Origin of the sequence: Flavobacterium sp., assembly GCF_031381455.1 — a bacterium.
Lineage (GTDB): Bacteria > Bacteroidota > Bacteroidia > Flavobacteriales > Flavobacteriaceae > Flavobacterium.
In genome coordinates this window covers 131,133-151,488 of the sequence record NZ_JANMXZ010000038.1, presented here as the reverse complement: position 1 = coordinate 151,488, position 20,356 = coordinate 131,133, and the positions used below count along the sequence as shown (strand labels likewise).

Below are 20,356 nucleotides of genomic sequence, written 5' to 3'. Positions count from 1 at the left end.
TCATGAGTAATGAAATTCAACTTTCTGAAGAATTAATTTCTAATAAAATATACTTTATTAGAAACCAAAAGGTCATGCTTGATCGAGATTTAGCAGCACTTTATGGTATTGAAACTAAAAGATTAAAAGAACAAGTTAAACGTAATATTTCTAGATTCCCTAAAGATTTTATGTTTGAACTCACAAAAGAAGAGTTTGCAAATTGGAGGTCGCAAATTGCGACCTCCAATTCTGAAAAAATGAGTTTACGTTATTTACCAATGGTTTTTACCGAACATGGAGTGCTTATGTTGTCAAGTGTTTTGAATAGTGATAAAGCTATTCAAACCAATATTCAGATTATGCGAATATTTTCCAAGGTTCGTCAGATGCTTCTAGACACAACCGATTTGAAAATAGATATTCTGCAAATTCAAAAGAAACTAAAAAACCATGACAAGAATATTGAATTGGTTTTTAGCTATCTAGATGAACTGACAGACAAAAAAGAAAGTGAAATACCAAGAACTAAAATTGGTTACAAAAAATAGAAGAATGAAAATCACTATAGTCGCAGGAGCAAGACCAAACTTTATAAAAATCGCACCCATTATTAAAGCGATAGAAAAAAAGCAAAACGAAGGCGTAAAACTTTCCTATCGCCTAGTTCACACAGGCCAACACTACGATAAAAACCTTAGTGATACCTTTTTTGAAGAATTGAATATTCCACATCCAAATGCAAATCTAGAAGTCAAAAGCGGTTCGCAATCGGTACAAACAGCTGCCATTATGATTGCCTTTGAAGAAGAGTTGTTGCAAAATCCATGTGATTTGGTTTTGGTTGTTGGTGATGTCAATTCGACTATGGCGTGTGCTATTGTTGCCAAAAAATTAAACATAAAAGTCACTCACGTTGAAGCCGGTATCCGTTCCGGAGATATGACAATGCCTGAAGAAATCAACAGAATTGTAACGGATAGCATTACCGATTATTTCTTTACTACCTCAACATGGGCTGGAGAAAATCTCTTAAAATATGGTGCCGAACCATCAGCAATTCATTTTGTGGGTAACGTGATGATTGATACTTTATACCAAAATTTAGATAGAATTTCAGCACCACATTTTTGGAAAGAATTTAATTTAGAAGCTGGAAATTATATAATCCTAACCTTGCATCGCCCTGCAAATGTTGATGAAGAACAATCGTTGGTAAAACTATTGAGCGGCATTGACAAAATGGTTGGTAATAAAAAAATTATTTTCCCTATTCATCCGAGAACTAAAGCGATATTAGGCGAACAAAATCTAAATTTAAAAAATATCCTTTTTGTTGAACCACAAGGCTATTTGAATTTCATGTATTTAATCAAAAACAGTTTTGCTGTCATTACAGATTCAGGTGGGATTTCGGAAGAAACTACCGTTTTGGGAATTCCATGTTTCACGATGCGAAACAATACCGAACGACCTGAAACACAAACCATCGGTACGAATACTTTAGTTGGCACTTCGATTGAAAATTTAGAAAATATCTTTAGAGAATTTTTGATAAATGGCCCGAGAAAAGCGAAAATTCCTGAGCTATGGGACGGCAAAGCCTCTGAAAGAATAATCGATATTCTACTAAAGGTTTAACCACAAAGCGCACAAAGAATGCACAAAGAACACTATTTAGTTTTTATAAAAATTGATTGCTTTGTGAGCTTAGTGCTGACTTAGTGTCTTAGTGGTAAAAAAATGGAAGAAATACTTATCATATCCAATTATTATCCGCCTGAAAAAGGTGCGGCTGCCAATAGAATTGAGCAGTTGGCTTTGAAATTAAATCAAAATAATTATACCGTTTCGGTCATTTGTCCGCTGGGAAATTACCCAAAAGGAGAATTATTTCCGGAATATAAAGGTAAGTTTTCGGTAACCGAAAACCGTGATGATATAACAGTTAAACGTCTATGGATTTATCCGAGTGTCAGCAAAAATTTACTGGTTCGTATTATTTCTGTTTTGTCATTTTCAGTGACCTTATTTTTCTATTTGTTATTCATAAAATCACCAAAGAAAGTCGTGGTTCAATCGCCGCCTTTATTATTGTCATTTATTTCCGTTTTTGTGCTTTCGCTAAAAAGGAAAAAAATAATTTTGAATATTTCCGATTTATGGCCATTAGCAGCCATTGAATTGAATGCCTTGAAAAAAGGTTCCTTATCGCATAAATTCTCGTTGTTTTTTGAACGTTACATTTATAAAAAAGCGACTTTAATTTTAGGACAATCCAACGAAATTATCACTCATGTTCATACTTTTTTTCCAGATAAAAAATGCTTTTTATATCGCAATTTTCCCGATCATAGCATTTCTGAAATGGAATTATCCCGCAGGCTCGGGACAGAAGAAAATCAACCCATAAAAATTTTCTATGCAGGACTTCTCGGAATTGCACAAGGCGTATTTGAATTATGTCAAAAAATCGATTTAAAAGACTTGAATGTTGAATTTCATATATTTGGTGATGGCGCCGAAAAAACGCAAATAGAAGGGTTGATTTCATCTGAAAAAGAACAACGTATATTCTTCCACGGAATGTTAGAGAGAACGGAATTGCATCAACAATTAAAATCGTTTGATATTGCCATTGTTCCATTAAAAACCAGAATTTATGGTTCAGTTCCTTCTAAGATTTTTGAATATGGTTCACTTGGATTTCCGATACTGTATTTTGGTGGAGGTGAAGGTGAAACTATTGTTAATGATAACAATCTGGGTTGGGTTGCTTTAGTTGGAAACTATGACGATTTGAACGAAAAACTTAAGGTTATTTCGACAGTAAAAAAATCGGAATTGGATGTAATGAAAAAACAGATTTTTAAGGAATCTCAAAAAGTATTTGATTTAGATAATCAAATGAAAATCCTAATTCAAAAGGAGGTTTTCTAATACGCTTTGTCTTCCCCTTTGAATATATTAAATACCGTTTGGAAAATGATTTTGATGTCCATAATCAGCGACCAGTTTTCGATATAAAAGACATCGAGTTTTATACGATTTACCATGTCTTCTTCGGTTTCAATTTCTCCTCTAAATCCTTTCACTTGAGCTAAACCTGTAATGCCTGGTTTTACATAATGACGAATCATATATTTCTTTATTTTACTGGCGTATGCTTTGTTTTGTGACCATAAGTGTGGTCTTGGTCCAACAACCGACATTTCTCCGAACAAAACATTAAAAAACTGAGGCAACTCATCCATACTGGTTTTTCGCATAAGTTTTCCCATCTTGGTAACTCTAGGGTCATTTTTGGAAGCTTCTTTTTCGGTAAATCCATTTACTTGCATAGAACGAAATTTATAACAGAAAAATTCTTCTTCATCCATTCCCGGTCTTCCTTGCTTGAAAAATACCGGTCCTTTTGATTCCAATTTTATTAAAATGGCCAAAACAGGAATTAACCACGACAGTAAAAAAACGATAACAAATAATGAGAAAAGGACATCAAAACCGCGCTTAACACCTTTTATTATTGGATTGTGTAATTGTGTTTTTTGTAGTGAGAGTACTGGAAATAATTCGTAATAATCAACTTTTAAGTTTTTCGAAAAAATTTCTTTGGTATCAGGGATAAATTTAATTGCCTTTTTATTATCATCGGCAAACTCAACTAACTCTTTCAGTTTTTCGTTGGAAATTTCATTTAAAGAACAGTAGATTTCATCCACCATGTTATCAATAACAAACTGATTTAAATCCTCAATTTTTCCTTTGATTTCTGGATTTTGCTTTTTATCCGAAAAGTAACCTAGGAATCTATAACCATAATCTTTTCTCGTTTCAAATACTTCCTTTAATCGTATAGCTTCTGGTGTAAAACCAATGATAACAGCATTTCTAAAATTGCTACCCGTTACAATTCTATATTTTTTTAAGTAAAAAAACCAAAAATATTTAAAGGTTACAATAATGCAGAAGCTAGTAATCATAAAAATTGCGATGGCTTTTCCGCTAAATATTGCCGTTTTTGCAAATGGGAAAAAAGCGATAACAACTAATAGAAAAACACTAAACTGTTTAATTAATTTGGTAACGATTTCTACAGGTGTTGTAAATCGATATACTTCATAATATTTCACAAGTATCGCAACGATAATCCATGTAAATGTTTGGTACAACAAATAGTAAAACGGATTAAGATTCAATTCTCTAAAGAAAAATAAACTTAATCCTGTTATAATAGTTAGATCGAAAAGCACGTTTATCGGTCTAATATATTTTGAGTATCTACCTGTTTGTTGTGCAACCATATACTACTAGTGGATATATCCTTTAAAGTCTTTGTGCTCTTCTTTTAAAAGTTCTTCAGATGAAAGGGATTTGAAATAATCATACGTCAATTTCATTCCTTCTTCTCTTGAAACTTTGGCTTCCCAACCTAAAATGTTTTTAGCTCGAGTAGTGTCCGGTTGCCTTTGCATTGGATCATTGATAGGTAGTGGATGATAAACAACCTTTTGATTTGTACCTGTCAATTTTATGATTTCATCGGCAAAATCTTTAATAGTAATTTCGTTTGGATTACCAATGTTTACCGGTTGTTCATAATCGGAATGTAGCAACCTAAAAATTCCTTCTACTTGATCTGTTACATAACAAAACGAACGTGTTTGACTTCCGTCTCCAAAAATGGTTAGATCTTCGCCGCGCAATGCTTGTCCAATGAATGCTGGTATAACACGCCCATCATTCAGTCGCATTCTTGGTCCATAGGTGTTAAATATTCTGACGATTCTGGTTTCCACACCATGAAAAGTATGGTATGCCATTGTAATTGATTCCTGAAAACGTTTAGCTTCATCATAAACGCCTCTTGGTCCAATGGTATTTACATTTCCATAATAGTCTTCTGTTTGTGGATGCACTAATGGATCACCATAAATTTCAGAAGTTGAAGCAATAAGAATTCTAGCTTTTTTTACTCGGGCTAAACCCAAAAGATTGTGGGTTCCAAGTGAACCAACCTTTAAGGTTTGAATGGGAATTTTTAAATAATCAATTGGACTTGCGGGTGATGCAAAATGAAGAATATAATCTAGATTTCCCGGCACATGTACAAACTTGGTTACATCGTGATGATAAAATTCAAAATTTTTAAGTTTGAATAAATGTTCAATATTCTTTAAATCTCCCGTAATCAAGTTATCCATTCCGATAACAAAATAACCTTCGGCTATAAAACGATCACAAAGATGTGAGCCCAAAAAACCCGCCGCACCTGTTATTAATATTCTTTTCATATTTTCTTATTCTGCTTTGGAGCTATTTTGAACATCCCGAACCTTCGGGACTGAATTAAAAAGACAATACATCATCGTAAAAAACACTACTCCTCTTTGTCTCCATAAAAATGATTCGGTCAAAAATAAACTTATCATTAGAAATGCGAAAGCAAAATGCACAAAATCTTTTGATTTAATTGCATTTTTAACGTTAATAATCAACAAAAATAACAATAGTATAAAACCAAAAATACCTAATTCGGCAAAATTTTGAACATATTGATTGTGGAAATTCTTTGATTGATAACCTCCTTCTGAATCATTTTTCTTTCCCATATAAAGATTATAATGAATGGCTTTTTCATTAATTTTTGGGTAGGATGCGTTCAATCCAAAACCTGTTAAGAAAGCATTGTTTTCATTGATTAACTCTGTGAAAATTCTAAATTGATAAACCCGAAATGCTGTTCCGTTAAAGTAATCATTAGTTGTAAACGTTGGGTTAGACCATGCTTCTTTTATACTCACATAATGAACACTTGGCGGAATTCCTTCAATGACATCAGCACTTAGACTTTTATCTGTATTGGTTTGGAATTCAACTTTAAACCTGTCTTTTATCCTTCCTAATGAGAAAATTATCACTACTAACAATCCAAAAATAATTAGGTTTCTTAATCTTAATTTATGGGCTGCTTTTGAAAAAAAGAAAATGTTTATCAGCGAAAGGAATAAAACAACGAGTATGATGTTTTTGGAAGATAACAATAATATAAATCCAAAAAGCACAACAGAAAACAAGTTGTCCACTTTAGATTTTATTTCCTTTGTGAAAAAATAAAAGAACGCAACCGCAACAAAAACCGACATGTGTATGGCATTCAGCAACTTTGGAACAAGTCCATAATCTTTGTCGTTTTCGCCATGATAAAAGAACATTCGTGCGTCTCCAAATATAAAATAGCGAATTATAGCTCTGACTAAATAATATAAAACAAACGCAACAATGGTGTAACTATAATATTCTATGATTTTTCTTTTCTGTTCTGATGTATTTGTTTTAAAAATCAGAAAACCTAGCGGAATTATGAGCAATGGAACTTCCTTTGATAATGCAGAAAGTGTTTCTTTAGGCTCCACAGACCAGAAATAGGAAATTACCATTAAAACGTAGAGCAGGATTGGAAAAAGCAACTCTTTTTGAAATTTAAAGTCTTCCTTTTTAAAAGTAATAAAAGCGACTAACAAAAATATTCCCATAGAAATATTGTTTATCGCAAAAGTTAAAGGAATGGTAGAAAGGACTAAAAGTATTGGAATAAAAGAGTTGTTACTTTTATTTTCTTTTATCAGATTTTGAATAACATTCTTCGAAAAGTTGTAAATATTCACCATTTATTTTTTCCCAATTAAATTCGTTCACAATCGAATCAAAATTGTTTTGAACCAATCGCAAGTTATCATTTTTTTTGATTGTATTCAGAATATTTTTTACTTCTAACGGATTGGAGAAATAATAGCTGTTCTCCTTTAAAATGCCTTTGTTGAAATCATTGTTATGCGCAATTACTAATGCTTTAGACGCCATTGCTTCTAACAACGATGGGTTTGTTCCGCCAACAGAATGTCCATGAAAATAGATGTTAGAAAAAAACCGAAGATTATTCAAGTTTTCCAGATTGTAAATTCCGCCTACGAATCGAATATTCGTATGGTCTTTGAATTTGTTTTTTAGATATGCTCCATATTTAGTCATGTGTTTTCCAACGACTAATATTGGCATTTTATCTTCATTCATTGTAACACCTTCCAGAACCATATCCAGATTATTTTCTGGTTCAAAGCGAGCCATTATCATATTATAGTTTTCTTTTTCTACGTTGTATTGCTCTAAAATGTCTTCGTTTGGAGTAGAAAAAGGATAGGCGCCATAAGCGATATAGGTTGACTCTTTTTTGTATTTTTCTTTAAGAAATTTTTGAATCCCTAATGAGTCCGAAACCAAAAAGTCACTATTATTTGCTGCCAATCTCTCAGCAAACTTTAGAAATTGTTGTACCGGTTTAGAGTATTTTGTTCGCTTCCACTCTAATCCGTCCATGTTGGTAATGATGATTGATTTTTTAGGTAACAAAAAATGCCAAACCGAATTGCTCGTATATCCTAATTGCAAAATAATATCAAAATCTCTTTTGCGAGAATCCATTATGCAATTAAAATCATAAATGAATTGCCCAAAGGTTCCATACTTATATTCAGGGTCGTATTGATGAATAATGTTTACACCGTTAAAGTTTTTTTCCTGAAAAGGATGATCGTGTGAGTTATAGCAATATACCTGATGTCCTTTGTCGGCAAGATATACCGAAAAAAATTCAGCAAACTGCTCAAATCCTCCGTAATAATTCGGTACACCACGAGTTCCTAATATGGCAATTTTCATTAAAGTTATATTACTGTTTGCTACTGTTTTGTATAGTTGCAAACATAACAAATAGATTTGAATTTTTATAAGTTTACGAAATCGCTTTTTTGAATTGTTCTGCTGCGAATTGCCAAGTGAATTTGGCTTTCATTTGATTTCGTTTTTGTTCAATTTGAGTGTCTTTCAAACCAATTTCTATTTTGTTTTTTAAATCTTCTAAATCAAGCGGATTAAAAAGACAGTTTCCAAAAAATTGGAAATCAGCCATAGCCGTTGTATTCGAACAAATTGTTGGAACTTTTGCAGCCAAAGACTCTAAAGGTGGAATCCCAAAACCTTCTGCGATTGATGGATAAATGGATAAATCGGCACCACGAACCAGCAATAACAAATCTTGATAATTTACTTTGTTAAATGAGAAAACGGCAGCTTTTATTTCTTGTGGTAACGAAGCATAATAGTTGTCATAGGCTTTATTTCCGATGGCTTTACCGCCTACAAAAACTAATGACCGTGTTTTATAATATTCGTTTTCAACAAATGCTTTTAAGAGTCTGTCATGATTTTTTCTTGGCTCCCAACGGCTAACATACACAAAGTAATTTGTTGCTTTAAACTTTTCGCTTACTTGTTTTTTGACAGCCTCTTTATCATACTCTTCAAAGTAAATCGAATCTATTGAATTGGGTGTAAGCGTTACGGTTTCTATTCCAAAATGCTTTTGTATTTGTTGTTTTGAATATTCGGAAACCGACAATACAACATCCGAACGTTCTGCACTGGTCTTAAAAAGAAGCTTATTCTTTTTTCTATAAGCTAAAGGAAAGTATTCCGGGAAATCTAAAAACAATACATCGTGAATGGTGACAATATATTTGCAGGCTTTTATTGGCGGAACTACATATTGAAAATGAGCAAAATCTATTTTATTTTCCTTAATAATTCTGGGAATGTCAAACAATAATCTATAGAATTTGCTTTTTGCTTTGTAACTCACGTAAGTAAGATTTTCATGGGTTCCAAATATAGTTTCGAGAAACGTTGTGTTGGATGCGCCAAAATAGAACTGCTTTGTTTTATCCTTTAAAAGCTCTGAATAAAGCCCTTTGAGATACGTCGTGGTTCCTTGAAAATTTCCATCAAAAACATGACAGTCAACAAATATTTTTGTGGTTTTCATTTGTTACTCAATTACCCTTGTTTGATTATCCTTCTTTAGCAGTATTTGTTTGTAACAAAGTAAAAATCCAATAATTACTGACTTGCTTTCCGTTTTTAAATACAACCCAAGCAAAACCCAATTATCAAAAAACAAATAAATTGCTGTTGCAATTAAAAGAAGATTCACTTGTTTGATATGATCATTATCTGTTTTGCCTTGCTTTAAAAGTATAATCAAAAAACAGAGCATAAAAAACACACCTATAAGACCCGATTTTAAAAATGCAGTCATAAAAGCATTGTGAAGTATTGACACTTTTGTTAAAACCGTGCCGTCGTTAGTGTAGAGTTTTTGACCCAACGGAATATCCGAACCCAAACCTTTTCCTCTTAACATGCCCCAAAACCCTTCGTTTTTCATTACTCTGATGGTAAGCATGTTTTCATAGGCACGATAATTATCATTAAAATCTTTCCAGTCATCTTTATCGACTTTGGCTTTGAATGCTTCGGTTGGGGCGTTTTTAATTTTATACAATAACGCTTCCAATCCTTTGCCATTTCTGGATAGATTCATATTGTAAATCGCGGTATAGCCTATAATTACAAAGGAGAAAAATGAAATTAGAATTATTATTGCTCGTTTGTTTAAAGTGAAATATCCTTTTAAACCCATATAAAAAACAACGGCTTGAATGAAGTTTGCTCTTGATAAATACAGAAAACTGGAGAAAGCAATGGTAATAAGCAATAAGTAGAATCTTTGTTTGGAAAGAACTACATCAAATTTTTTGTGGAAGATTACTAATATCAACGAATACACCTCAAAGTCACTGAAATAACCGGCGTACTTTCTCAACTCGTGGATATTTAGCACTTTGTGAACAACCGCAGTAAAAAATATGATTCCTAAATGTATGACAGCTATAATAAATCCAACATATATGATGGTTTTAATGACCTTCATGTTGGCACTTCTGCAGAGTTGATAACCAAGAACTAACCCAAGAATGGGTTTGAGTAAATAAGTAATATCCCGAATAACTTCATAAATGGTGTTATCATAAAAAAACCAAGCGATGAACGAAACAATCAAAATGGCTATGTATGGAACAATGTATTGAAGAATAGTTAATGAGTGTTTTTTTTTTATTGTAATTAGAATTGTAGCAATCCAAACCAAAAAAGTCAACTCATAATTATTCAAATACGTCACGAGTATACATATCGCAAAAAGTATTTGATATAGAAAGTCTTTTGATATTTTGGTACTACTCATTACTTTAAACCGTTTTTCCTCGAAGATGCTTCATTATTATTTTAGTATACAAAACTATGATAAAAAACTCGATAACAATTATAGAAAGGAAGGCTCCTTTTAAACCCATATTTTTGGTTAAAATAAAAAGCAAAACAAAATTTAAAAGCGTAGCAATAATCGTGATTCTAATATAAATTTTATTCTCATTAAAGGCAAATATCAATTGGCGTAGCGGTTGTGATATCGAAACTAACAAAGGCACAAATAATCCAATTCTGAAATAGGTTGACATGAGTGGTATTCTTTCGCTGTCTATTTTAAAATAAGTAAAGATTAATTCTGAAAAAACAAAAAACACAGCCATTACTGAAAATAAAAGAAAAAAATTAAGCCCGTTATATTGCTTCCAGACTTTTATTCCTTTATTAAAACTTAAATTTAATTCATAACAAACATTAGAATAAACGAAGTAGAAAAACATATTTAAATATGTCTTGAAAATGGTCACAATCTGATCAATTACTCTGAACTGTCCTGCCATAAAATCGCCTCCAATATAACTTATCATGATGATTGGGAAAAATTGATACATCGATAAGAAAAACTGTGATACACTAAAACTAAATTCGTTTTTTATGATGCTTGTTGCGTCTTTTAATGAAAATCCGTTTAACGAAAAGGAGTATTTATTTAGTAGCCATATCAGTCCAATTCCGTTGCCAATTATGGCTCCGACTCCAAAAAATAAATTAGCAAAAACATAATCTGCTTTTTCATTTATAAACAAGATTACCAATAAAATATAGATAACTTTAGACATAACGTTAACCACTGAAATCCATTTGAAATTTTCAACGCCCTGAAAAAACCATTGCGGATTTATGAATTGACCCACAACAATGGTTAAACTAAGAAAGAATAAAGTTTTGTCTCTTGATAAAAACGGAACCGTAAAAATAAGTATGGAAATAAACACAAAGACCATTAAAAGCAATAGTAGTTTTGAAAGATAGATTGCCTTTAATCTATTTTCTAAAATGGCAGAATTGTCTCTGTTGATAGAGATTTCTTTAACGCCATTGATATACGAGCCGTAATCAATTATGCCATTCAATATTAAGGCAAATGAAAATCCAACACCAACTCTTCCTAATCCATCTTCGCCACATTTGTATATGATAAAAGGCATTACAAATAATGGACTAACCAAGTTTATAACTTGTCCGAAACCATAAATAAAAAAGTCTGTTATTTTTTTTCTGTTAAAAATACTCATTGCATTCTATCAAATAAAGGATGCAAGGTATTACTTTTTGATATAAAAGCTGTTCATATCATCAAGCGATTTGGATTTTAAAAACGGATTAAAAACAAAATAGCCTAAATAAAGTAAGTGTTTGGCAAAACCAAATTTGAAGAAAAGGCTTCCGAATATTCCAAGTTTTTTCTTTGTCAGAATATGAACATTCATTGCATTGTAATAATTCATTCCAAACTTATTGGCAATTTCAGTAAAGGAATCTTTAGAATAAAAAGAAACATGTTGCCCATGTTCAGAAGCATAATACCACCATTCGGCATGTGCTGGTGCTGGTTTTGACATCACATCTGTAGTGCAGATTATAGTGTCTGTAAGCTTCACTATTTTATCAATCTCTTCTAATGGGTTTTCAAAGTGTTCAAAGCTTTCGAATGTAGTTACCACATCATATCTGTCTTCTAAGCTTCCGTCAAAACCACGGGCGATTTCATTTTTAGTATAGGGATCATGCCAGTAAAAATCAAAACCAATGTCGCGCATTTGACGGGCGAAAACACCAAATCCACCGGCGTAGTCTAAAAATTTTCCTTTAGTTTTAAAAAACAGGAACACTAATGATGTTGTAATTTTCGACATTCGTTCACAGCGATACATCACGCCTGTATCGGACAGATTCATCGAACTAATGTAAGCTTCTTCTAACCAATAAGGCTTTTCAGTCTGGCCAAAACCACAGACTTGACATTGAAAATAATCAACATCGTATTTGTATAAAACTTTTGCGTTGAAAAGTTTTTTGGTTTGGTTTTGACAAATTTTGCACTCCATTTTTTACTTGAATCTTATTTTATTCAAAAAACAAAAAGCTTAAAAAGAACAACTAATTCTCCTCAAGCTTTTTACTTTTTTTTATATTTTTTAGTTAACTAATTTTTTTAGTTCAGGTCCCAAATTAGATTCCTGAGGGTATAAAGATGGGCTTTCTTTCACTCCGCCTTTAACAACTGCTTTTATTGTAGTTCCATCAAAACTACACTTATTTTCATCAGCTCTGAAAAAATTAGCTAATTCTGCTCCAGATATTTCCCTTTTTTTGTCCTTATATTCTAAAACTACACTTTTAAGTACAATATCTTCCTGCTCTTGTTTAAGACCAAAATCCAGTCTTAATTCTGTTGGTAAAACAGTCTGTGGCAATTCATATTTTATTTCCTGAGCATCTGAACTACCTTTTACTGCATGCCATATTGGGGCAATTTTGAAATCGGTGGAACCATCTATGGTATAAAATAGTGCAAAATCATCATCCTTTTTTACTACTACATTCAGTGTTACCTTAAAATTGCTAAGATTCACTGTTGCTACTTTTGGTGAAACGACTTCAAGGTCATCAATAGGTGTCTCATTTTTACAACTAAATAAAATTGTAAAAAAGCCGCAGATTAGTAGTAGTGAAAATTTGCTTTTCATTTTTTAATGAAGTTTTTCCAACTCAGGCATTAAATTTTTCTCTTGTGGGTAAATTGAAGGAACTGCTCTTTTACCGGCAACTATTTTAGCCTTAATCAATCCTGTAGCCGGATCAAAGCTACAATTGTTGTCATCAGCTCTAAAGAAATCGACCATTTCAGGACAGGCAATGGTACGTTCAGCACCTAAATGACTAAATGTGATTTTATTAAAGTAAATGTCTTCCTGATTCTCTTTCAATCCAAAGTCAATTCTAAACTCAGTTGGTTTAGTTCCTTCAGGTAATTTGAATGTGATTTGTTGAGCCGAAGGGTTCCCTTTAACAGCTTGCCAAATAGGCACCACTTTTGAAAAATCGGTACTCCCATCGGTAGTGTAATATAATGCAATATCGTCGTCTTGCTTGATAACAGCATCTAAAACAACTGAAAATACCTTATCTACAACAACTTCTTCTGTAACAGCATCGGCATTATCTACTGATTGCTCTTTTTTACAACTTCCAACAGTCATCGAAATTGCGAAAACTAATAATAAAACTGATTTTTTCATTTTTTGAACTTATTTTTTTGAACTTATTTTTTTGCAAATATATTTATTAAACTTAATTTTTTTTATAATCGCCTCTCGAAAAGTATTTTTCTACAAAACAATACACTAGGATAAAGAAATAACGACTTCCCATTTCTTTAATTTTTAGTTTTGATTCGCCATATTTTCGATTCGTCCAAGAGTTTGGAACGACCGTATATGAGTAACCTCGAATAATAGCTTTTAAAGGCAGTTCTATCGTGAGATTAAAGTGTGGTGACAAAATAGGTTTTACACCGTTTATAACTTCTCGTTTGTATAATTTAAACGCGTTTGTCGTATCGTTGTATTTGATGCGCATCACCATTCTGATAATCATATTTGCAATACGATTAATAATTTTTTTTACCCAAGGATAATCGATTACTTTTCCGCCTTTGATAAAACGGCTTCCAAAAACGCAATCATAATTTCCTTCAATCATTGTGGTGTAATACCGAATCAAATCATACGGCGAGTCCGATAAATCCGCCATCATTACGGCTACACAATCACCGGAATATCTTTCCAAACCATAACGAACCGCATAACCAAAACCATTCGGACCAAGATTTGTTCCATAAGTTAATGCCGGATATTTTTGAGATAATTGCTCTAAAACCTGAAGTGTTCCGTCTTTAGAATTATCATTGACCACATAAATTTCATGGTCTATATTGACTTTAGCAAACGCTTGTTCAATTTGGTCAATCGTTTCGGTGATTGATTCTTCTTCGTTATAGGCAGGAATTACAATGCTTAATTTCATTTATTTTCTCTTATTCTCGAATATTATTTCTGCGAAATCTCCAAATCCATGCTTGATTTCGGCAATCTTTTCGAAACCGTTTTTATTTAAAATAGTTTCTATGTCCTGATGCTGATTATTGCTCAAATACATATCATCATTGTGACTTTCCAATTGAACAAATCGTATTGGCAAAATTGACGTTTCATCTGCAAACAATCCTTGTAAACATTGTAATTCGTGACCTTCAACATCTATTTTTAAAACATCATATTCTTTCTCTGGATTCTCTTTTAAAAAATCCGCCAATCTGATTACGTTGACTTTATAATTATCTACTATTATATTTTCTTTAGTTACACCCAAAACTTTGGCTTTCTTTTCTAAATATTTGGAATCCAAATTCAATTCTTCAAAAGTAGACGTTTCGTCTAAAATATTCTCGTGAAAAACCAATTCGCCTTTTATATTGCTGACGCCAAAATTATGTAATCTAATATTTTGTATTTGTTTTGTATTTGTTTTGTAAATAAACAAATAATTTTTTGTTGGGTTCAAATGCATCAAATTCAGCATTTGGGTTGACCTTTAAGAAAAAATCAATTGACTGACCTTTGTTGGCTCCAACATCAAGAATACTGACTTTATCATTCTTCAAATTCTCTTTGTAAAACTTTTTGAGTTTAGGATAAAAGAAAATAGCTTCATTGATGTGAACTAGCTTTTGAATTATTTGGGTTCTAAGGTTCATGGAAATTATTGTTTCTTAATTGTTGCAGCGTAAATCTGCGTCAAAATATCATTGATATCGTATTTCCATGTCCAAGCCGGATAATGCTCTTTGAATTTAGACACATCGCTAACCCACCAAATGTGGTCGCCAACTCTGTTGGTTTCGGAATATTCATAATTCATAGGTTTTCCTGTGATGGCTTCACACATTTCAATCGCTTCAGCCATCGAACAGTTCGAGTGTCTTCCGCCACCAGCATTATACACTTCACCTTGTCTCGGATTTTGATAAAAATGCCAAAACATATTCACCAAATCCCAACTGTGAATATTGTCGCGAACTTGTTTCCCTTGGTAACCAAAAACGGTATATTTATCTCCAGTAATGGCACATTTCATTAAATAGGAAAGAAACCCGTGCAATTGCGTTCCCGAATGATTTGGTCCGGTTAAACAACCGCCGCGAAAAACTCCGGCGTTCATTCCAAAATACTTTCCATATTCCTGAACCAAAACATCGGCAGCTACTTTTGAAGCTCCGAAAAGGGAATGTTTGGTTTGATCAATGCTCATTAACTCGTCTATTCCTTCTTTGAAATACGGATGCGATTCGTCTATTTCCCAACGTTTGTCTAACTCTACTAACGGTAAATAATTTGGCGTATCACCGTAAACTTTATTAGTAGAAGTGAAAATGAAAGTGGCTGCAGGCGCATGCAGTCTTGTCATTTCAAGCATATTCAACGTTCCGTTGGCGTTAACGGTGAAATCGGTTAAAGGCTCACGTGCTGCCCAATCGTGACTTGGTTGTGCGGCTGTGTGAACGATTAATTTAATATCTGTATTGTATTTTGAAAAGAGTTTTTCGAGTTCTTCCACATTTCGAATATCGATAGCGTGGTGTTCAAAATTGGAAACTTCTTTAACCAGCTTTTGCGTATTCCATTCGGTCGAGGCATTAGCACCAAAAAACACCTGACGCATATTGTTATCAATCCCAATGATTTTATCAAATTTATCAGCAAAGAATGCCACCGATTCACTTCCAATTAATCCGGATGAACCGGTAATGATGCATATATTCATTATTGTGTTATTTTATACTCTATGACCCTTATTTTGTCCTTAAACAAAGATGCGGTTTTTGGTTTAAAATAATAAGCCAAAATAGTTCTTTGTTCATTATTGTTTTTTGCCATAAAATCCTTGAAATCATTTGTTGTTGTAATGTGTTGTGTGCCGAAAAGTCCTGATTCTAATAATCCTTTTGACGTTTTATAATGTCTTGCGTTTCCATCTTTAGTTGCAACAGCCAGCGAAATTTCCGGAGCATGATTGATAAGTGAAACAAAATCTCCCAATAAATTTCGATATAAAAACACTTTGTAATATACTCCTTCTTTAGGAATTAAAGGAGAATCCATATACATCGCATATTCTTTTGTTTGAACTAACTTGATTTTTTTGTCATTGGTTTTTTCAAGTAGTAAATTTAATCTATTGTTCAGAACCAAGGTATCCTTGCAAGTATAGTTTGTAGCCAAAAACAGATTTAATTTTGGTTCGTCAAATAACGGATATCTGTCATCTATAGAACCAAAATCATATAAGACAAATTTTGGAGCCTTATCAGAACTATAGAGTTCAAAATTCTTTTCTTCTAGTTCCGGTGTGTAAACTGTATAGGACTGGAAAACCGGTCTTGGTGCAAAGTTTAATTTGTTTTCTAAAAGCAATTGCGTATTCCATGGATAGGTGTCAATTGTACTATTACCAATAGCATTTTTAATGTTGTCCGGCAATTGATTGTTATTAGGAAACAATTTAAATCCTGAAGTAGATGTAAAATTTTTAAGTCCGTCTGCATAACCTGTTTTAGCCATTTTTTCTTTAAAGGCAAAAGCATTTGGATCCATCTTATTAACAAAGTAAAACGGAATTACAATCAAAGTGATTAACATACCATATTTATACTTATTCTCTAATTTAAGATGAAAATCTGTAATACAAAAGACCATCAACAAAATACAATAATAAAACTCTCTCATGTGGCCTTCGTCAGCTCTAACAAAAGATTGTTTAAAAAGAACATAACCCGAAACTGAAAATAAAAATAAAATAAAAATATTTCGAGCCCATGCTGTTTTTCCGTCTTTAATTATTTTATAAAAAAGGATTCCCGTTGGAATTAACAATCCTATCAAAGCAAACAAATGTCTATCGCTAACAGAGCGTTCTAAATACATTATATCGTTATAACCGCTAACAATATAGGTGGCGTATTTTATATAATTTGGAATGTCAACGTGTAACGGAATAGCCGTAAAATAAATTACAATTAAAGGTAGCAGACAATATAAAATTAAAAAAAGGGGCTTTTCTTTTTTGAAAATCAGTTTGTAGATTATTGCCGAAAAGAATAATACAAAAGAGATTAATCCGGTGTTGAACTTAACATAAAAAAGTAAAACCAAAATGATGGTTTGGAAAAGATATGCCACATGATTTCTATTGTCAAGACTCTCCTTAATCCAAAATAACAGAAAGGATAAAAGGACAAATGCATATAAAGAACCCAAATATGGCGGCAATACTATTGCTGTCGCAAAAATAAAAATACTGGTAACTAACTTGTTTTTACTTTTGAGATATGAGGTAAAAAAGACAATTACGAAATTAAGAAAACAAAATAAGTCAAATAAAACAAAGCCTATTTTCTCATGTCCCCAGCCTACTCTCGTAGTTAAATAGGAAAGTGGCCCAAGAGTAAAGACAACATCTTTTCCCCAGATTAAATTTTTAATGCTCATATAATTCAAACCCGAAACCCAAGAAGGATCTAGTGATGCCCATAAATATTCTGATGACTGAATTGGATAAATGGCCATTTCAAAATTAGACGGAAATAAAAAATAAGCGGCTATAACACAAATTATAAAACCAAAAATGTTACTGGTTGAAAATGCCTTTGAGTTTAGGGATTTTATCATCTTATTTCAAAATTGATTCTAATTGTTTTTCATTGTCTCTAATCCAATCATAAATATCCTGGAAAACTGTTTCCACCGATTTTTTTGGTTTCCAGCCAATTTCTTTTTCAATTCTGGAATTGTCTGTAATGAAAATTCGTAAATCAGCTGTTCTGGTTTCTTTTTCCGATGCGATTGCAATTGTGTTTCCAGTTATTTTTTCACAAATTTTGGTCATTTCCAAAAGTGAAGCACTGTTTTCTAAACCGCCACCAACATTGTAAATTTTGCCATTGAATTTTTCAATTTGATGGATTTGCAAATCGATTAATTCAACCAAATCATCTACATGAAGTATATCGCGAACTTGTTTTCCTGTTCCACCATAACCAATGTATTTTAAGGATTGGTTCCAGAAATGTTTTGCCATCCAAAGCGTAACAACACCTTGATCGGTTTTTCCCATTTGTCTTGGTCCGGCAATTACGCCAAATCGCGTTACCGCAGCTTTCAAGCCATAAAACGCAGCGTATTCCTGAATAAAAAGTTCCGATGCTAATTTGGTTGTTCCATAAAAAGAACGTGCGCCTTCAAGCGATAATTCTTCTGAAATTCCCTTAGGTGAAATTCCTTTGGTGCTTTGATTTTCATCAAAAGAAAAACGGGTTTCGTGTTCAGAGAAATTGGCCTCTTCAATCCAATTAATCGGATACACTCTACTCGTTGAAAGAAATATAAGTTTGGCTTTGTTTTTTAAACAGACATTAAAACAATTAATAGAGCCGTATAGATTATTATTGATAACATAGGTCGGATCTGAATCCAATCCTGCAGTAACTGATGGTTCTGCGGAAGCTTCTACCAAAACGTCAAAGTTTCCAAATGCTAGCAAATCTTCATTGTTTCTGATATCGCCATGAAAAAAAGGAATTCCCTGCTTTTGAAAGTCGGCCAAATTCAACTCTGAACCTCTTCTTTTTAAGTTGTCAAAAGCAACAATTTCATATGAAGGATATTTTGCTTTTAACTGCAAACAAAGTGTTGAACCAACAAATCCTGCACCACCTGTAACTACTATTTTCATATTGAAATTGTTTTTAAACTGTCTTCCCAATTTTTAATTTCTAGCCCAAAAGTACTCTTGATTTTGGTTTTATCCAAAACACTGTATTTTGGTCTTTTTGCTGGCGTTGGAAAACTTGATGTTGGAATTGGTTTTAAATCTATTTTGATAGTATTGATTTTGAAAATCTCTTTAGCAAAATCATACCAAGAACATTGCCCTTCGTTGCTGAAGTTGTAAATACCAAAATTAATTTGGGATTTAGGATTTAGGATTTGGGATTTGATAATTTGAATTAAGGCATCCGCCAAATCTACCGCATTTGTTGGTGTTCCTATTTGGTCATTCACTACAGAAATGGAATCTCTTTCGGAAGCCAAACGCAACATCGTTTTCATAAAATTATTCCCAAATTGGGAGTAAACCCATGAAGTTCTGATAATGTAATAGTTTTCAAAAACTGCCTGAATCGCTTTTTCTCCATCTAATTTAGTTTGACCATAAACACCCGTTGGGTTTGGAATGTCATTTTCGGTATAAGGCACTTTTTTCTCTCCATCAAAAACAAAATCGGTAGAAATATGAAGTAGAACTGTTGAATATTGTTTGCAAACCGAAGCTAAATTTTGGGCGCCAGTAACATTAACTAAATGTGCTTTCTCTGTCTCGCTTTCAGCTTTATCAACGGCTGTGTATGCTGCAGCATTAATGCAATAATTGGGTTTTATTTTAGAAAAAACCGCTTGGCAATGCTCTAAATTCGAAATGTCTAAATCCGCTGATGAACAAAAAACAAAATGAAGGTCAGGATAATTTGGCGCAATAAATTGCAAACCTTGTCCTAATTGTCCGTTGGCTCCAGTGACTAAAACTACCATGCTGCTTTGGCGTTTTCTATATTGGGTTGTACTTTGTCTTTTTCAGAAATTATCAAGTTTTCTGTTGGAAAATCCCAATCAATATTGATTGTTTTATCATTATAGCTAATTCCGCCTTCTGATTCTTTATTATAAAAATTATCACATTTGTAGAAGAAAGTGGCTGTGTCGCTCAACACTAAAAAACCATGGGCGAAACCTCTTGGAACAAAAAATTGTCGCTGATTTTCTCCCGATAAAACTACGGCTTCGTATTGTCCAAATGTTGGAGAAACTGGTCTGATATCAACGGCAACGTCTAAAACTTCTCCTTGCAAAACTCTCACTAATTTGGCCTGAGCATGTTCTCCGGTTTGGTAGTGTAACCCGCGCAAAACTCCTTTTGAAGAAAAGGATTGATTGTCCTGAACAAAATGAACTTGCTGGTTAACGCCTTTTTGAAAACTGTTTTCGTTGAAACTTTCCATAAAATAACCGCGTTCATCGAGTATTATTTTTGGTTCAATAATAAAACAGCCTTCCAATTTGGTTGCAATAAAATTCATAGTAAAAAACACTTCGAC

General features: G+C 32.8%; 21 protein-coding genes. 3 read left to right on the top strand and 18 right to left on the bottom strand.

Features of this window, described 5'->3' with window-relative positions; genetic code table 11:
• Window positions 1–2: 2 nt before the first annotated feature.
• The 3 genes from RMN97_RS09440 to RMN97_RS09430 all read left to right on the top strand — a co-directional run bounded on the left by RMN97_RS09440 (window position 3) and on the right by RMN97_RS09430 (window position 2,919).
• On the top strand, window positions 3–530 hold the full coding sequence (locus RMN97_RS09440; RefSeq protein ID WP_309614268.1) for an ORF6N domain-containing protein: 528 nt from the start codon (window positions 3–5) through the stop codon (window positions 528–530).
• 4 nt (window positions 531–534) lie between these two features.
• Window positions 535–1,620, top strand: coding sequence for a non-hydrolyzing UDP-N-acetylglucosamine 2-epimerase (gene wecB / locus RMN97_RS09435; protein WP_309614267.1), 1,086 nt, complete (start codon window positions 535–537; stop codon window positions 1,618–1,620).
• Window positions 1,621–1,722: 102 nt separating this feature from the next.
• Window positions 1,723–2,919 (top strand): glycosyltransferase family 4 protein, encoded by a 1,197-nt coding sequence (locus tag RMN97_RS09430; RefSeq protein ID WP_309614266.1) that lies wholly within the window; start codon window positions 1,723–1,725, stop codon window positions 2,917–2,919.
• Here the strand turns inward: RMN97_RS09430 and RMN97_RS09425 are convergent.
• From RMN97_RS09425 to rfbC, 18 genes are all read right to left on the bottom strand, one after another.
• Complete coding sequence (locus RMN97_RS09425) at window positions 2,916–4,232, bottom strand: undecaprenyl-phosphate glucose phosphotransferase (protein WP_309614265.1); 1,317 nt, start codon at window positions 4,230–4,232, stop codon at window positions 2,916–2,918. The two genes, RMN97_RS09430 and RMN97_RS09425, sit on opposite strands and share 4 nt — an antisense overlap.
• Before the next feature lie 57 nt (window positions 4,233–4,289).
• Window positions 4,290–5,273, bottom strand: coding sequence for an SDR family oxidoreductase (locus tag RMN97_RS09420; protein WP_309614264.1), 984 nt, complete (start codon window positions 5,271–5,273; stop codon window positions 4,290–4,292).
• 6 nt (window positions 5,274–5,279) lie between these two features.
• A complete protein-coding gene (locus RMN97_RS09415; RefSeq protein WP_309614263.1) occupies window positions 5,280–6,515 on the bottom strand; it encodes an O-antigen ligase family protein in 1,236 nt (411 codons plus the stop codon).
• A gap of 76 nt (window positions 6,516–6,591) precedes the next feature.
• A complete protein-coding gene (locus tag RMN97_RS09410) occupies window positions 6,592–7,698 on the bottom strand; it encodes a DUF1972 domain-containing protein (protein ID WP_309614262.1) in 1,107 nt (368 codons plus the stop codon).
• Between the two features lie 73 nt (window positions 7,699–7,771).
• A complete protein-coding gene (locus tag RMN97_RS09405; protein ID WP_309614261.1) occupies window positions 7,772–8,860 on the bottom strand; it encodes a glycosyltransferase family 1 protein in 1,089 nt (362 codons plus the stop codon).
• A 3-nt stretch (window positions 8,861–8,863) separates the two neighbouring features.
• Complete coding sequence (locus RMN97_RS09400; protein ID WP_309614260.1) at window positions 8,864–10,120, bottom strand: hypothetical protein; 1,257 nt, start codon at window positions 10,118–10,120, stop codon at window positions 8,864–8,866.
• Window positions 10,121–10,124: 4 nt separating this feature from the next.
• Window positions 10,125–11,378: an oligosaccharide flippase family protein gene (locus RMN97_RS09395; protein ID WP_309614259.1), complete on the bottom strand. Its 1,254-nt coding sequence runs from the start codon at window positions 11,376–11,378 to the stop codon at window positions 10,125–10,127.
• Window positions 11,379–11,408: 30 nt separating this feature from the next.
• Window positions 11,409–12,191: a class I SAM-dependent methyltransferase gene (locus RMN97_RS09390; protein ID WP_309614258.1), complete on the bottom strand. Its 783-nt coding sequence runs from the start codon at window positions 12,189–12,191 to the stop codon at window positions 11,409–11,411.
• A 90-nt stretch (window positions 12,192–12,281) separates the two neighbouring features.
• Entirely contained in the window at window positions 12,282–12,833 is a 552-nt protein-coding gene (locus tag RMN97_RS09385) for a hypothetical protein (protein WP_309614257.1), read from the bottom strand.
• A gap of 3 nt (window positions 12,834–12,836) precedes the next feature.
• The gene (locus tag RMN97_RS09380) at window positions 12,837–13,385 is read right to left on the bottom strand and encodes a hypothetical protein (protein ID WP_309614256.1); all 549 of its coding nucleotides are present in this window, start codon (window positions 13,383–13,385) and stop codon (window positions 12,837–12,839) included.
• Between the two features lie 52 nt (window positions 13,386–13,437).
• On the bottom strand, window positions 13,438–14,172 hold the full coding sequence (locus RMN97_RS09375; RefSeq protein ID WP_309614255.1) for a glycosyltransferase family 2 protein: 735 nt from the start codon (window positions 14,170–14,172) through the stop codon (window positions 13,438–13,440).
• Window positions 14,173–14,688, bottom strand: a complete 516-nt coding sequence (locus tag RMN97_RS09370; protein WP_309614254.1) for an FkbM family methyltransferase — start codon at window positions 14,686–14,688, stop codon at window positions 14,173–14,175.
• Entirely contained in the window at window positions 14,645–14,902 is a 258-nt protein-coding gene (locus RMN97_RS09365; RefSeq protein WP_309614253.1) for a hypothetical protein, read from the bottom strand. The genes RMN97_RS09370 and RMN97_RS09365 overlap by 44 nt, the downstream gene beginning before the upstream one ends.
• A 5-nt stretch (window positions 14,903–14,907) precedes the next feature.
• Window positions 14,908–15,969 (bottom strand): NAD-dependent epimerase/dehydratase family protein, encoded by a 1,062-nt coding sequence (locus tag RMN97_RS09360; protein WP_309614252.1) that lies wholly within the window; start codon window positions 15,967–15,969, stop codon window positions 14,908–14,910.
• Entirely contained in the window at window positions 15,969–17,873 is a 1,905-nt protein-coding gene (locus RMN97_RS09355) for a hypothetical protein (RefSeq protein WP_309614251.1), read from the bottom strand. Before RMN97_RS09355 ends, RMN97_RS09360 begins: the two co-directional genes overlap by 1 nt.
• A gap of 1 nt (window position 17,874) precedes the next feature.
• The gene (locus RMN97_RS09350) at window positions 17,875–18,936 is read right to left on the bottom strand and encodes an NAD-dependent epimerase/dehydratase family protein (RefSeq protein ID WP_309614250.1); all 1,062 of its coding nucleotides are present in this window, start codon (window positions 18,934–18,936) and stop codon (window positions 17,875–17,877) included.
• The gene (rfbD, locus tag RMN97_RS09345) at window positions 18,933–19,793 is read right to left on the bottom strand and encodes a dTDP-4-dehydrorhamnose reductase (RefSeq protein WP_309614249.1); all 861 of its coding nucleotides are present in this window, start codon (window positions 19,791–19,793) and stop codon (window positions 18,933–18,935) included. Before rfbD ends, RMN97_RS09350 begins: the two co-directional genes overlap by 4 nt.
• Entirely contained in the window at window positions 19,787–20,338 is a 552-nt protein-coding gene (gene rfbC, locus RMN97_RS09340; RefSeq protein ID WP_309614248.1) for a dTDP-4-dehydrorhamnose 3,5-epimerase, read from the bottom strand. The genes rfbD and rfbC overlap by 7 nt, the downstream gene beginning before the upstream one ends.
• Window positions 20,339–20,356 lie beyond the last annotated feature (18 nt).

Coding starts and splice junctions, on each gene's coding strand:
- RMN97_RS09380 (WP_309614256.1), bottom strand. CDS start 13,385: ATGAAAAAATCAGTTTTATTATTAGTTTTCGCAATTTCGATGACTGTT.
- rfbC (WP_309614248.1), bottom strand. CDS start 20,338: ATGAATTTTATTGCAACCAAATTGGAAGGCTGTTTTATTATTGAACCA.
- RMN97_RS09410 (WP_309614262.1), bottom strand. CDS start 7,698: ATGAAAATTGCCATATTAGGAACTCGTGGTGTACCGAATTATTACGGA.
- RMN97_RS09390 (WP_309614258.1), bottom strand. CDS start 12,191: ATGGAGTGCAAAATTTGTCAAAACCAAACCAAAAAACTTTTCAACGCA.
- RMN97_RS09440 (WP_309614268.1), top strand. CDS start 3: ATGAGTAATGAAATTCAACTTTCTGAAGAATTAATTTCTAATAAAATA.
- RMN97_RS09400 (WP_309614260.1), bottom strand. CDS start 10,120: ATGAGTAGTACCAAAATATCAAAAGACTTTCTATATCAAATACTTTTT.
- RMN97_RS09405 (WP_309614261.1), bottom strand. CDS start 8,860: ATGAAAACCACAAAAATATTTGTTGACTGTCATGTTTTTGATGGAAAT.
- RMN97_RS09355 (WP_309614251.1), bottom strand. CDS start 17,873: ATGATAAAATCCCTAAACTCAAAGGCATTTTCAACCAGTAACATTTTT.
- RMN97_RS09420 (WP_309614264.1), bottom strand. CDS start 5,273: ATGAAAAGAATATTAATAACAGGTGCGGCGGGTTTTTTGGGCTCACAT.
- RMN97_RS09430 (WP_309614266.1), top strand. CDS start 1,723: ATGGAAGAAATACTTATCATATCCAATTATTATCCGCCTGAAAAAGGT.
- RMN97_RS09415 (WP_309614263.1), bottom strand. CDS start 6,515: ATGGGAATATTTTTGTTAGTCGCTTTTATTACTTTTAAAAAGGAAGAC.
- RMN97_RS09385 (WP_309614257.1), bottom strand. CDS start 12,833: ATGAAAAGCAAATTTTCACTACTACTAATCTGCGGCTTTTTTACAATT.
- RMN97_RS09375 (WP_309614255.1), bottom strand. CDS start 14,172: ATGAAATTAAGCATTGTAATTCCTGCCTATAACGAAGAAGAATCAATC.
- wecB (WP_309614267.1), top strand. CDS start 535: ATGAAAATCACTATAGTCGCAGGAGCAAGACCAAACTTTATAAAAATC.
- RMN97_RS09360 (WP_309614252.1), bottom strand. CDS start 15,969: ATGAATATATGCATCATTACCGGTTCATCCGGATTAATTGGAAGTGAA.
- rfbD (WP_309614249.1), bottom strand. CDS start 19,793: ATGGTAGTTTTAGTCACTGGAGCCAACGGACAATTAGGACAAGGTTTG.
- RMN97_RS09395 (WP_309614259.1), bottom strand. CDS start 11,378: ATGAGTATTTTTAACAGAAAAAAAATAACAGACTTTTTTATTTATGGT.
- RMN97_RS09350 (WP_309614250.1), bottom strand. CDS start 18,936: ATGAAAATAGTAGTTACAGGTGGTGCAGGATTTGTTGGTTCAACACTT.
- RMN97_RS09365 (WP_309614253.1), bottom strand. CDS start 14,902: ATGAACCTTAGAACCCAAATAATTCAAAAGCTAGTTCACATCAATGAA.